This window comes from Stenotrophomonas sp. YJH_SMC_120, assembly GCF_059368675.1.
In genome coordinates, this window is sequence record NZ_JCAFRY010000001.1 from 467,610 (window position 1) to 480,493 (window position 12,884).

The 12,884-nt window shown below is 61.4% G+C and carries 10 protein-coding genes; 5 read left to right on the forward strand and 5 right to left on the reverse strand.

Features of this window, described 5'->3' with window-relative positions; translation table 11 throughout:
- Window positions 1-599: 599 nt before the first annotated feature.
- From AC5P60_RS02385 to AC5P60_RS02405, 5 genes are all read left to right on the forward strand, one after another.
- Entirely contained in the window at window positions 600-1,304 is a 705-nt protein-coding gene (locus AC5P60_RS02385) for a YaaW family protein (protein ID WP_224119395.1), read from the forward strand.
- Complete coding sequence (locus tag AC5P60_RS02390) at window positions 1,295-2,266, forward strand: hypothetical protein (protein WP_224119394.1); 972 nt, start codon at window positions 1,295-1,297, stop codon at window positions 2,264-2,266. Before AC5P60_RS02385 ends, AC5P60_RS02390 begins: the two co-directional genes overlap by 10 nt.
- A 184-nt stretch (window positions 2,267-2,450) precedes the next feature.
- Complete coding sequence (locus AC5P60_RS02395; protein WP_224119393.1) at window positions 2,451-3,206, forward strand: M15 family metallopeptidase; 756 nt, start codon at window positions 2,451-2,453, stop codon at window positions 3,204-3,206.
- Between the two features lie 64 nt (window positions 3,207-3,270).
- A complete protein-coding gene (locus AC5P60_RS02400) occupies window positions 3,271-4,962 on the forward strand; it encodes a YadA-like family protein (RefSeq protein WP_224119392.1) in 1,692 nt (563 codons plus the stop codon).
- A 131-nt stretch (window positions 4,963-5,093) separates the two neighbouring features.
- Window positions 5,094-5,576 (forward strand): GIY-YIG nuclease family protein, encoded by a 483-nt coding sequence (locus AC5P60_RS02405; protein ID WP_053090785.1) that lies wholly within the window; start codon window positions 5,094-5,096, stop codon window positions 5,574-5,576.
- 161 nt (window positions 5,577-5,737) lie between these two features.
- Here AC5P60_RS02405 and mobF read toward each other — a convergent pair whose 3' ends face one another.
- The 5 genes from mobF to AC5P60_RS02430 form a co-directional block, all read right to left on the reverse strand.
- Window positions 5,738-8,728 carry a MobF family relaxase gene (mobF, locus tag AC5P60_RS02410; protein ID WP_224119391.1) on the reverse strand — a complete coding sequence of 997 codons (2,991 nt, stop codon included), beginning with the start codon at window positions 8,726-8,728 and terminating at the stop codon, window positions 5,738-5,740.
- Between the two features lie 62 nt (window positions 8,729-8,790).
- The gene (locus tag AC5P60_RS02415) at window positions 8,791-10,701 is read right to left on the reverse strand and encodes a type IV secretion system DNA-binding domain-containing protein (protein ID WP_224119390.1); all 1,911 of its coding nucleotides are present in this window, start codon (window positions 10,699-10,701) and stop codon (window positions 8,791-8,793) included.
- Window positions 10,679-11,698, reverse strand: coding sequence for an ankyrin repeat domain-containing protein (locus AC5P60_RS02420; protein WP_495201669.1), 1,020 nt, complete (start codon window positions 11,696-11,698; stop codon window positions 10,679-10,681). The genes AC5P60_RS02415 and AC5P60_RS02420 overlap by 23 nt, the downstream gene beginning before the upstream one ends.
- Window positions 11,699-11,893: 195 nt before the next feature.
- Window positions 11,894-12,016, reverse strand: coding sequence for a hypothetical protein (locus tag AC5P60_RS02425; protein WP_255313069.1), 123 nt, complete (start codon window positions 12,014-12,016; stop codon window positions 11,894-11,896).
- 270 nt (window positions 12,017-12,286) lie between these two features.
- Entirely contained in the window at window positions 12,287-12,817 is a 531-nt protein-coding gene (locus AC5P60_RS02430; protein ID WP_149500863.1) for a hypothetical protein, read from the reverse strand.
- Between the last annotated feature and the right edge of the window lie 67 nt (window positions 12,818-12,884).

Below are 12,884 nucleotides of genomic sequence, written 5' to 3' on the forward strand. Positions count from 1 at the left end.
GGTCACGCCCCGACGCCCTGCCCAAGACGCGAAACGCCCCAAGTGACTGATACAAAAGACAACACCAGCAACGCCAAGGCGTCCAAGGATCACACCCCGCTGATGAAGCATCACGGGCGCATGCTTTGCATCCGTATGTTTCTGAAAGATATTTTCCGGGACCGCGCCCACTGAGGGCTGGCATTGCTACACTGTCGCTACACGACTCTTGAACCGCGGCGCGGCTCATCGCCTCTTCCTTAGGGTCAAGTCCCGACCTCGCAAGGACTCCCAAGCGGCAATCGCTGGACGCGTTAGGGAACGAACCATTTCCACACTGAGCAGCCGCGTGGGCTGACCGAGATTCTGACAACGGCGCCGCCGCCGTTCGGCCCCTGAGCAGCCCATCTCGACTTCCATCATCGCCCGCCCCTCGCTCTTCATGGCCGAGAAGCGCTGCACGCGCTTTTTCCAGTGACCGAACTGCCGATCTCTTTCAATGCGACTCCAATGACCGAGACTACGGCGGCTTTGGTTAGAATCCGATTCGAAGGGCCGATTGTAGATCGAGCCCTAACGCCAAGAGACAGACGGGCTAGGCAGCCCATACAGGGGAAAACATGGATTTCAGCGTTCCACGAAACCGGCCATTGGCCGAGCTTCTTTCTCAAGCCGGCAGTGAAGATCTGGATGTCCTTGCTGACTTGATCACCGACAACGGCAAGGGACGGCTCGCGCTCGATTCTGGCATCAAGGCGCTCATCGTTAAGCGAAAGGCCGAAGGGGCCCTTCAGTCGATTGCTGATGTCCTGGAAAAGGAGATCTGCGACTTCGGCGGCAACACCCTGATGAACACCTACAGGTCCTCCGGGGTCGAATACCCGGAGCTAGCTAAAGACGTTGCTAAAAAGCTGGGTAGCAAGATCCCAGAGGGCGCCGACGTCTATGCCCTCGAAGAGTTGGCCCTTGCGGGAGCCATCGGGAAATACTCGCCCGACGATGCAACTGCAGAGGGCGCTGGCGAGACCACGCTGAACTCGGTCATCGACAAGGTGGTGCAACAACTAGTTCAAAACGCAGGGACGGCAACAGGCTTGGCCTCCGCTGGTGGGGTCGCAGGCTTTGCATCCGCTTTGGGCGCTCGTGCAGCATCGTTTGTCGCGGGGCCTGTCGCTGTTGGGGCCGCGGGATACTCACTCTATGAAGCCACAGGCCCAGCATTCCGCATCACAATCCCGGCTGTTCTCCAGATCGCCAAGATTCGTCGCAAGCGGATCGACGCCGATTTCCAACACTATTGTGAGAGGCTGAAAGCATGTCTCTGATCAATGCAGAGCTGGCGCGTGATCTGCCCAAGCTCCAAGACATCCTTGCGCGTGTCGCTTCTGGGGAGCTGAACGTTTTTGGCGGCGTGGTGCGATACGCCGCGGGAACTGGAAAGGGGGGCCAGATTGCCGCGCACCTTGTATTCCCAAGCGACCCGCAGCAGGCCCAGCAGAGCATTTCCCAACTGCAGGCCGCCATGCAACAAAGTATGGGCAATCTTCAGGGCGGCATTGATGTCCTCCAACAGAGCATGGGCTCACTTCAGGCCCTGCAGATGGCAAACCTCGCCATGGCTGGCTTGAACCTGGCGGTCACAACCGCAGGCTTCGTCATTGTTTGTAGAAAGCTCAACAAGATCAGCGGCCAAATCGAGTCCCAGTCCGCTGGCATAGCCCAGACACTTCAGCTGGTGAGCGAGGCCCACGAGCGTAGCTTGCTGATGGATGAGGCGAGGTTCCGCGGCCTGGTCCTGGCTTGCCAACAGCACTTTGAGGAAGGCGACACGGAGCTCCTCAAGCACAAGATCCAAGATTTCCACGAGCAATACCAGTTCACCAAGCTGGTGTTGCAGCGCCACGCAGTTAATGCAGCAAGCAACAACGAAGCTCGCTTGATTGATATCCAGGTTCTCCAAGACCGCCTAGTGAACCTTGGCCTGTTCCTCTCCCATATCCAGACCAAGGTGGGAGCCCGCGAGCGCGGGCAAGAAACCCTTCGGAACCTTGCGCAGGATCTGGAGGAACTCAACGGGAGCCGCGTGCAGGCCTTGACCTCGGATCGCCAGTTCGCTTTCAGCATCACCGAAGATCAGCTGAGCAAGGTGACTTCTTTCATCCAACAGGGGCAGCAAGCCATCCCTGCCCTTACCTACCAGGCCGACCTTCTCGCCCTCGAACACTTCGATGTCGACGCTGTGAACGAAGCGGCGACGACAGGAGAGATCGTGGTGATTGCGGCGTAGTCACCTGGATTGACTTTTATTTGATGCGTGCTATTAACTAAATGAGGCATGCTTTCTTACCTCCCCATGCCTCATTAAGCCCCCGCCCCCGGATGACTCGGGGGCTTTTTATTTTTTTCGCCTTGCGCTTTCCATACAATCCACTATCCCTGAAAGCATCCAACGATCTTTCTGGGAGGAAAGCATGCAGTCCCGATTTACCATCACCGCCATCCTGGCTTGCCTGGCCTTGGCCGGGTGTTCGACCGTTCAACCCAAACCCAAGCCCAGCACCCCTTGGATCTACCAAACCCCTAAGCCGCACGGCGCCATTTACCGGTTCTTCCATCCGAAAAGTGAAAGGATGTGGAAAGGGGTTTCCCCAGCGCTGCGGGAAAAGGTTGAAGCCGTCCAAGCTCAACTCGCAGCAGAGGGCTACGACGTCCGCCCGGTCGAGGGCTACCGTTCGCCAGAGCGGCAAGCTGCGCTACTCGCTTCAGCTTCTAATGTCACGACGGTTGGTGCCTACAGTAGTTGCCACAACTTCGGCCTCGCATTGGATGCCGCCGTTTTCGTCAATGGCGAGCCGAGCTGGAACCTGGACGATGCCCATGTAATGGCCGGCTATCAACGCTTTGGGGAGCTGGCGGAGATCGTGGGGCTGAACTGGGGCGGCCGGTGGACCAACCCGAAAGACTATCCCCACGTCGAACTGAAAGCCGAGTGCGGCCAGGCCAAGTGGGCCTACCGGCAGGGACGCAAGCCGGGCGCGTTTCCTCCAGTGACCGGGACACCCTCTTCTGAAGTGCTGGCCCGGGCGCTGGCTCCGGCCTGGTGTCCTGCTGGCATGGAAACGGAGTGTCTGGCGTGGGGCAATGAAAACCGGATGGCCTGGAACTGGACGCTCCCGCGTCGGGTTTGTTTTGCGACCTTTCCTAACACATTGAAAAAGATCGGATGATCGCCTTGCGGAAATGAAATCGCCTGCTATGGATGAAGTATCAATCCATACTCGGAGGGTTTTCATGGCTTCGCTTCGCATTTCGATTTTGACGGCTTTGATGGGGGCCGCGTTGTTTTCCTCACCATCGTTTGCTCAAACCGCCACGGGGACCGGGGCCACGGCTTCGGACCCCAACTCGACGGCGACCGGGGAATACGCCCAAGCCTCGGCCCCCAATGCCACTGCAACGGGCGCCTATGCCAATGCCTCCGGGAACGGGGCCGTCGCCACGGGCGTTCAAGCCAACGCCTCCGCAGACAACGCGGTGGCGTCGGGCACGAATGCCCAAGCGTCCGGTGCGAACTCCATTGCGACGGGCCAAGCCGCGAATGCCGCGGCAGCGAGGACTGTTGCCATCGGCACTTTGAGTTTTGCTGGTGGCGAAGATGCGGTAGCCGTTGGACAACAAGCCGTCGCGACCGGTGTTAAATCGTTGGCTCAAGGGGTGCAGGCGCAAGCCAGTGGGGATCTTTCCATGTCCTTTGGCTATTCCAGCCGTTCGCGGGGCAATGCATCGATTGCTCAAGGCCACTTGGCAGAGGCAAACGCTGACCATGCCGTCGCCATAGGCACCTCTGCCGTTGCCGATGCATTTCAGTCACTTGCGTTAGGCGTTGGGGCTGAAGCACGCGGGCAAGACTGCGTTGCCCTGGGCTCACATAGCCGCTGCTGGGCCAGTGACGAAGTCAGCGTGGGATCCACGTATGAGGACGGGGGCCAGAGCACCCGCCGAATCACGAACGTTCGAGCCGGCACCTCAGACACCGACGTCGCAAACCTCGGACAGGTCCGTCAGGCGGCCCAAGCGCTGGGCGGCGGTGCCACGTTCGTCAACGGCAACTTTATCGCGCCCATCTATCAGTTCCGCAGCGGTGCCACGCATCAAACCGTGGGAGCCGCATTGGACGATCTGGACGGACGCGTGACTTCGCTCGAGCAAAACCCAGGCAGCGGCTCTGGCACGCCAGGCCCGCGCGGCGCGGATGGGTTGAGCGCTTACGAGGTGGCCTTGGCCAACGGCTTCCAAGGGAATGAACAAGATTGGCTGGCAAGCCTGAAAGGGGAGCCAGGGGTCCAAGGGCCTGCCGGCACCGATGGGGTGGATGGAACCGCCGGGACCGGCGCGGGCTGGACTGTAAGGGCGGGCAAGAACGTCGAGGTGACCGACAACACGGACGGCACCCAAACCGTGGCGGTCAGCGACAACGTGCAGTTGTCCGAGCAGGGCTCTGTCCAGGTCGGCCAGACCACGGTCAACGCCCAAGGCGTGACGATTCAAGGCGGCCCTTCGGTGACGACTGCGGGCGTCAACGCGGGCAATCAGCGCGTGACCAGCGTGGCTCCGGGGCGCATCGAACGCGGGTCCACGGATGCTGTGAACGGTGGGCAGGTCTACGAAATGCAGCAGGTGTGGGATGACCGCTGGGTCGATACGGACCGCCGCCTTCGGCACCAGGATCGCCGCATCAACGGCTTGGGCGCGCAACTCGGCGCGATGAGCCAGATGGCCACCGCTGCGGCGCAGAACGGGGGCACGGCCGTTGGCCAGGTGAACCTGAACGTGGGCGTGGGATTCTCGGGGGGCAGTGCTGCAATGGCCGTGGGCTGGGGTGCTCGGGTGTCTGAAAAGGTCAGCGTCTCGGCGGGCCTGTCCTTCGGCTCTGGCAACAAGCCGGTAGCCGGCTTCGGGTTGAGCATCAACTTGGGGCGCTAAACGATTGCGTGGTGGAAAAGGAGGTGATCGTATCTCGGCAAGGGCCCTTCGGGGCCCTTGTTCGTGCCATGGCTTGACGAATCGGTTCTTTCTTTTATGGGTATGTAGGTATACCCATCGATGGAGGACCCTTGAACTGGAAACGCAATCAGAAATACCTGCCCCGCCCACGCCATCTCTACGGGTTGTTCTTTGACAACGGGTGCTGCTACGTGGGGCAGACCGTCGATTTAAAGCAACGCGAGCAGCAGCACCGCAGTGCTCGTGGGGGCTGGCAGGGACGCCGATTCTCGTTCGTCCCGCTGTCGAGCATGACGGGCACCCAGGCCGATGCCGAGGCTCACGAATACGCGTGGCGCTACAAGGCCTTTCAGAAAGGCTGGCGGATCTACAGCAAGCCACCGGGCATTCTTATTCGCGATCCCAGCAGGCGCACCACGGGTTACATGAAGTCCTTGGCGGCGGGGTATGCGTGGCCCGAGGCGGTTCCGCGCCGCTCGGCGGGGGCTCCGTCGTCCCTGGCTTGGGGGTTCTTCAAATGGCTGTTCCTCTACCCCTTCCTTTTCGGCGTGGCGGTGATGGTGCTGCAGGCTGTGGTCATGGCCGCCCTGTAAAGCAAGGGCCCCGGCGGAAGCCGCGGGCTGCCCTGCCGCACCCTCCATGCGCTTTTGACGTTGCTTTGGTGTCAAAAAGAACGCGGCCAGTGGCCGCGCCTCAAAGCAAAAGCGGTGTGGAGAGAAAAGCACATGGGCGGCATGGCCGCCCAGCCTGCTGCTCACAACGAGAAGCCCTGCCTGTGTTTCGGGGACTGCGCTGGCAGCTTGGGAGAGGCCTTTCGCGCCCGCCGCAACGGCTCCAGCACTTCCAGCAGCCAACGGGCCTTGCGCTCGCCCTCGCTCATCTGCGGTTTTGGGCGTTCCGCGTGCTCCTTCAGCAGTGCGTCGAGCTTGCCCTGGATGCGCGTTCGCTGAGCGGCTGGGCGTTGAGTGTTGGGGCGTGCAACCGCCCCAAGGCCCTGGACAACCGGCCGTTGCGGATCGTCTTTCAGTCCCGCGTCGAGCACGGTCTCTTTGAGGCGTTCCAGCCCCAGGCGTTCGCTCAACCGCTCCACGTCATCGGACGTCGCATACATGCGGTAGGAACCCTTCGTGAGTCGGGTGTAGGCCACCAGGGCGCTGTGGGCGTCGAGCATGCCCAGGTTCGCCAGGTGGTAGACCTCCCGCTTGCCTTGGCCCTGGCTCTTGTGAACCGTCCCGGCATAGGAATGCGTCAGTGCTTTCATTTCAAAGCTGTTGAACGTCAATCGCCGGCCATCGGCCTTGGTCTCCGAGCGAATGGAAACGCTGATGTCGTAGCCGCCCGCCCTTGAGGGCTTGATGTTCTCCACCACCGCCTGCGTGCCATTGATGACCCCCAGGTCCTTGTTCTTCGCGGTGAAGACGATCTGATCGCCTTTGGACAACGCCAAGTCGAACTTGCGCCCCTTGTCCCGGGCCTCGATCACCACTTCGTCCTGGCCCAGCTCTCCCCGTTCTTTCAACCCAGCCCGGATGCCCGCATTGAGCGCGGCCACGTCTGCACGGGTGTGGGCGATGACCAACTTCTCCTGCATCGGGGTTGGGTCTTCGAAGTATTCGTGCAGCAAGCGCTCGCGGGAGTCCTTCTCCGTGGCCGTTTCGCGGATGGTGCCGAGCAACCGGGCCTTGATTTCGTTGCCCTTGTCGAGGGTCTGCGCCCGGGAACGGCTGGCCTTTTTCAGATCGATGATCTGGCCGCTTTCGTCCGTGGCGTAGAACGACAACGCGGTTTCTCGGTCTTCCTGTTTGCCCTGGCGTCGGATCTCCGTGAGTTTGGCATCACCCACCGCGCTCTTGGTCAACTGAAAGCCGGACCCAGCTCCGATGGGCTGAAGCTGTTCCACGTCGCCCTGCATGATGACCTTCGCCCCCGCCTTGGCGGCGTAGCTGAAAAGCTTGTGGGTGTTGCGCGCATCGACCATGCCTGCCTCATCCACCACAATGACGTCCGTCTTGCGGAACTGCATCTTTCCTTTGTCCAGGTCATGGAGCATCTGCGCCATGCTCACGCTGGACATGCCGCTTTCCGCCTCCAGCTTCTCGGCCGCGGCGTTGGAAACGCAGACGCCCAGCAACTCGAATCCTTGGGTTTGGAAAGCGGCCTTAAAACACTCACTGATCGTCGTTTTACCGGTTCCGGCGAGCCCAGAAAGATTGACCACGCCCCCGCTGCCCTGGGTGATGTGGTCCAACGCGTGGCGCTGCTCCTGGGAGAGTTGAAAGCCCTTGGCCTTCTCGTAGTCTTTCACCACCCGGTCCACGTCGGCCTGGGGCACGTGGTGATGGGTTTCCTTGGCTCGGTCAATCGCGAAGGCCACCACCTCCTGCTCGATCTGGAGCATCCACGGGGCGCAGAAGCGCTCCTGGGTATGCCGCCTTGCCAGCGAGTCGCCCTTGTCGTCGTCGTGCAGGCGCATGGGGTTGACCAGCACCAGGCCGTGCTCCTTCTTGAACGCTTCAACCAAGCCGTAGAGCTCTGGCACGGTCACGCTGCCGGCGTATTCCTGGCCCAAGACCTCCAAGAGGTTGTGGTCGCAGAAGATGGCGTCGGTCTCATGGAGCCGCTCCAGCAGTTCTGCCGGGGATTTTTGCTGCATTTCGTGCGCGTTGCCCTTGGCCTGCTTCAGGCTTTCCGTGGATACGTCGAAGCCTTTCAGCGTGTCCTGCCAGTGTGCGATGAGCTCTTGGTAAGGCGGCTCGTCCTTGTCTTTGCGCGTGGCCAACGTGGCCTGCTGATTAGACACGTTGTGCTTGGCCGCGTAGGCCAGGATTTCCTTGCGGCGGTTGCCGTAGCGATCCGTCACCTCCTCGTCCAGGCCCGCGATCCGCGCGTAGACGCGCCCGGTTTCCTGCCCGTCGTCGTCCAGTTCACGGATGCGGTCTACCCCATAGCCCAGCGCTTTCATGCCTTGATAGAGCTCGGTCTTGTAGACCTCATCCATCGCTTTGCGGTAGCGGTAGATTTCTTCAGCAGAGAGGCTGGCCTCTTCGCCGTCATTGCCCAGCGAGAGGTTGTAGAGCAGGTTGTGGGTGTGGAGGTTCGGGCCCATCTCCCCGGTCGCTTCATCGGCTCGGGAGGCGTAGTGGTGATGGCTGCTCCAGATCAACCCATCCACCCCAATGACGTCTTTCCCGGCCTTGTTGCGCCGGGTTTCGGACATGGCTTCAAAGGCTTCCATCGCCCGCTGGACCGCATTGCGGTGCGCGGCATGGATGGCCTCTTGCTCTGCCGGATCGGACGCCAGTGCAAACGCCACGCTGATATCCAGCGGCGCGCTGATCGTCATGTCGTAGCCGATGCGATGCCCACCGGCCAGATACGTGACTACCTTGCCGTCTTTGTCGCGCAACGGGGCCTTGCCGGTCTTATCAAAGCGGACTTTGACCTGGCCGCGATCCCCGGCTCCGTGGCATAGCGCTCGCCCGGTCTTGGGGTCAAATCCATCCGTCAGCGGAATCATCAGCTCTTCCGTGGCGCGGACGCCTGCCAGACCCAGGTGCCGGGCCAAGCCGCCGTAGAACTTCGATTGCGCCTCTTTGCTCGGCGCGGAGCGGCTGTAGTAACCCACGGCCATGCTTGCCTGCTCGGCTTCTTCAGAGAGCTTTTCCTGGGCCAAGAGGTAGTAAATCGACGCGGAACCACCCTTGGTCCCCCCGGCGTTTCGCTTCAGCAGTGTGGCGTTGATCATGAGTCCTCCAGGTCCTGGTTATCCCTCCAGATCTACCAAAACCCAGCGACTCCACAACCCCACTATTTGCGGAAGATGGCTTCCAGCTCGTCGTCTGAAACGGCGCGGAGCTTCGGCGGCGTGGCACCACGTTTTTGCAGCTCTGCGGCGGCTTGGTCTGCGGTCATCTTGAGCACGCGCTGGACCTCTGCGGCGCTTTGCGCGTCGCTCTGCGGCATGGGTTTCTGCTCCACCGGGCGACCGCCCTGCTTCGTCCATTTAGCGCGTCGCTGCCCCTCTCGAACTTTCGGATAGCTCACGCCTGGCCAGTCCAGCAGAAGCGGATCCCCGGTGGTCTGGACGATGGCTCGGATGCCCCAGCGCTCGGGGCCGTAGGCCTTCCCTTTGCGGAAGCCCAGATCGTCGGTGAGGCGCCCTGGCAGAACAACGGATTTCGACTCCTCGTGGACGGTCGCCTTGTCGTCATGCGTGCGCCAAGCCACGGTGCGCTTGCCCAAGTTCCGAGAGATTTTTTCCCGGGTCTCGCCGATCTGGAGCTGGCAAACAATGTGTGTGCCAACCAACCCAGAAAACGCCTGCGCGGTCTTGTCGCCGTAGACCCTCTCGACCTGTGACCAATCCTGCAAGGCCATGCAAGCCACCACGCCTTTTGAGCGTCCCAGGGCCAGCAACGGCTCGATGTTGAGCTTGCCGGCGGAGGTGAGCTCATCGAAGAAGAACCCCAGGAATCGCCCGGCCTCGTCATCCGGCAGGCTGGGCGAGATGATCTCCGGCACCGCGATGTTGATCATGGCCGAGATGTAACTGCGCGCCAGCACCTCGTCCGGGCCCGATTGAACGATGACCTGCTTCCGGCCCTCATAGGAATCTTTGATCCAGTCGAGCATCGAGAACATGCGGTCTGACTTACGCTCCGGCCACGCCAAGGCCAGGCGCTCGATGACCGCGGTGCCGTTGGCGAGCACGGCCATGCAGCTCGATGTGGTGTTGCTGTCGGGATTGGAGATGAGCGCGGCGGCGCGGGGGTAGTGGATCGAAAGCGCTTGGGACATGGGTCCGGCTGGGCGGGCAACCAACGCGGCCAAGTCTGCCCACCCCCAGTCCTTGCCCTTCGTGGCCTGGAGTTCGCGCACGCACCCTTCCAGCAAGGCTTGCGCCGCAGACGCCCAGAATGCGCCGCTGCCCTCCTCCGGGGGGATGATGGATTGGGAGAACGCGGCGGCCTGGGTTTGCGTCGCCACGTCCCGGCCAACGTCCCAGATCCAGCTTCGTTTATCGAAGGGGCAGACGATGGCCGGGTGCTTAAAAATGGCCGTAAAGTCACCTTTGATGTCATAAACGAACGCCTTCTTTTTTTCGATCACCACTTGCTGGAGCAGGTGCTTCAGGATGACCGACTTACCCGAGCCCACGCTTCCATAGATGAACATGTGACGGGCCAGCAGCTTCTTGCTGACGGTCCAGTCGGGATGCAGCGACAAGGCATGCAGCTCGTCTTCCTGCTCTTTCTTCGTGAGCGAACGGCGACGGGCCTCAGTCAAGGCTTCTTTCCCCTGTAGCAGTTGAGCGCCGGACACATGCCAAGTATTTGAGCGCGGGATGAGCCCCCGTCGTGTCACCCAAGCCGACGCCCACCCGGCCAAGCAAGCGGCGACGCCGACCCGTGCCAACGTGCCAAACGTGGCCTGCTCCTTGGCCACCTCCCAGAACGCGGCGGCCGGCTCTCGGAATGAGATCGTGCCGGTGGCAAGGTTGCCCAGCGCTGCCAGGCTGCCAGTCAGTGCCTGACCGAAGTTCATCAGCGAGTGCGAGGATGGGATTTGCCAGCCCAGCCAGAGCGCCGTGGGATAGGTCAGCGCCGCAACGCAAGCGCCTGACAGCAGGGCCTGGGGCCAATAGCGGACTTCGCGGCTCGGCTCGATGTTCGACGGGACCGTCCAGCTCCAGCAGTCATAAACCGTGGACTTGCTCACGTGCCTTCTCCCGGTGAGCGTCGCCCGGCTTGCGCCCCTCACGATCCAACTGCCCAGGGTCCGCGCCTGCAGCCATGAGCTCCAGGCAGCACTGCGCGCGTTTGTGCTGGGCCGCCACATGTAGGGGAGTTTCGCCGCGGGGGTTCCCCAACGCTGGATCCGCGCCGGCCTCAATCAACCGACGAACGATGCCGGGGTGGCCGTGGCGCGCGGCGAGGTGTAGCGGCGTCTCGCCGTTGGCGTCGGGCACATTGGGCTCGGCCTGCATGCGCAAACAGGCCTCCACCCCCTTCAGGTTCCCGGTCGTGGCGTTCTCGCAAAGCCACGTCTGCCAAGGGGCTCCGTATAGCCCCAAGTGCGGGGCATGCGCATGGGCTGCTGCCAGCACCTGGCTACCATGCATCGTGGTTAGCGCTTCTCGATAGGTCGCCTTGACGTGGTCCGCCGCCAACCGGGCTTGGGCATCGGGGACCTCAAACCGCCGGAGCAGTTGGGCGATGTCCAGAGGCGGCTGAGACGGCACCGGCAGTTCAGGCAGGGCTCGGAGGGCCTGGAGCTGCTTCGCTGCGGAACGGTTCGACTGGACCTGGTCGATGGATTCCCTCAGTTCTCTCAACAGCCCATCCCGCTGCTCGGCCTGGAGCAAGGCGTAAGCGGCGGCCAGGGGCTTGTGGCCCAGCACGCCGGCATGGATGGCTGCGTCGAGCGGGTGAGCGGACAGGTCTGGATCGACCTGAAGCAATGCGGCGTGGCCGCCCTGCCCCAGCTCCACGGAAATGCGGTTGGAGAAACGGCTGGGGGTCAGCACCCAGTCAAAGCCCGCGTCGGTGTGGGTGTCCAACCCGAAAACCTGGGCCTCTCGGCAAAACCGCGTGGCCAGGTCCAGCACTTCCCGCGCATCGGCGGCAGCGGCGGCCTCGTTATGCTTCCCGTAGAACTGGGCCAGCGTCAGGGGGTGGAGAACGGGATGAAGCAACGGCTCGTGGGGACGATTCAAGAAATCGCCCCCACCTGGGTTGCCTGCTGGGTTGTCGTGTTGGGGTTCCATCCCCTTTGCATACCGTCTTTTTCGGTTTTGGCAATCAGCAAGCGATCTTGAGGATGAAAGCCGCGCCAACCAAAACCCCGGTCTGTAGGAAAAGCGAGACGGTGTGCAGATCCATCTGCTCCAAATCCTCCCTCAACCAGGCCATCATGCCAGCAACCCTGCCACGTTGGCGGCCACGTAGCTCACCACCGAAAACGAAAGCAAGGTGATCAGCAGGTTCCCCACGTTGTCCACGGCGAACTCGTAAGCATCGGCAAAAATATACATAAGGGCCTCCCCCGGTTGTGTTTGACTGATTACAGTCAACCACATCCCATAAAACTGGCAACCCTAAAAATCTCGATTGATCGACACTTTTGATGTTTAGTCAAACCTTTTTTTCTCTCTTCCCCAGATGATCAACCCCCACCCCGCTTCTTGCTTTGAGCCGCTTTTTCCGCTTGCTTTTATGGGTAGATCGATCCACTCACAAACAAGGGAACGTGCCCAACAAAAAGGGCCCCGAAGGGCCCTGGATGCGACACGGGGAATGGACCGTCATTGACGGTAGATGTTCTTCTGGACTTGGGCCTCGTGCTTGTCCCAGTCGAAGCCCGCCTCATAGCGCTTCATGAAGTCCGCTTCCTTCTTCGCGCTGGCGGCGTAGTGCGCGTAGCCCAACTTACCAGGCCCCATGGTTTGCTGCCGCTGGGCCGCAGTCAGCATGGGGATGTTTTCCCCCAAGGATTGCCCTCCGTCCTTCTGCTGGCGCTTCTGTCGCCATTCGTCCACGGTGCTGAACACCACTTGGGCGTGCTTGTCTTTGGGCGCGTCTTCAGCGCGCTGCTGCACCTGTGCGTGCAACCGCTCACGCGCGTCGGTGATCTCGTCGGGCTTGGCTTGCTTGGCCCAGTCCAACACGGCTTGTTGCTTCTCCTGGATATCGGCCTGGTCCTTCGCCAGCGACTGGTCGAAGACGGCTTTCTTCTGCGGTTGGTGGTCGTTTGGACGCTCTCCGGCCAGCTTGGCTCGCCGTTTATCGCGAGCGCCCAGCAGGTCGTTGAAGACGTCGAAGTGGGCATTGCTCATAAAGTCCTCCTTCAAAGAAATGGATGGTTAGGTCAGCATTGATCGATTTTGGAAAAGGGCAAGGGTT